Here is a 360-nt window from a genome sequence, read left to right on the forward strand (position 1 = left end):
GGGGTGGGGGTTGTGGATGTCGCTGCCGCCGTAGCGGGCGGCGTCGGTGTTGAGGACTTCGTGCCAGGCGGGGATGTCTTCGGGGATGCCGAGGCGGTAGTCGTGGCGGACGACGGGGGAGAAGTGGGAGACGGCGAGGAGGGGGGTGCCGTCGGTGTCGTGGCGGAGGAAGGCGAGGACGTTGTCGTCGGCGGCGTCTCCGGCGATCCAGGTGAAGCCGGCGGGGTCGGTGTCGCGTTGCCAGAGGGCGGGTTCGTGGCGGTAGACGGTGTTGAGGTCGCGGACGAGGTCGCGTACGCCGCGGTGGTCGGGTTCGGCGGGGTAGGCGGGGTCCAGGAGCCACCAGTCGGGGCCGTGGGT

Annotated in this window: 1 protein-coding gene; it reads right to left on the minus strand. The window is 71.9% G+C overall.

Going from position 1 to position 360, the window contains the following annotated elements:
• A partial coding sequence (locus tag KVT44_RS55750) for an alpha amylase C-terminal domain-containing protein (RefSeq protein WP_217576900.1) occupies positions 1–360 on the minus strand: 360 nt, incomplete at both ends.

The organism is Streptomyces sp. GbtcB7 (assembly GCF_019091445.1).
GTDB classification, from domain to species: Bacteria; Actinomycetota; Actinomycetes; order Streptomycetales; family Streptomycetaceae; genus Streptomyces; species Streptomyces mirabilis.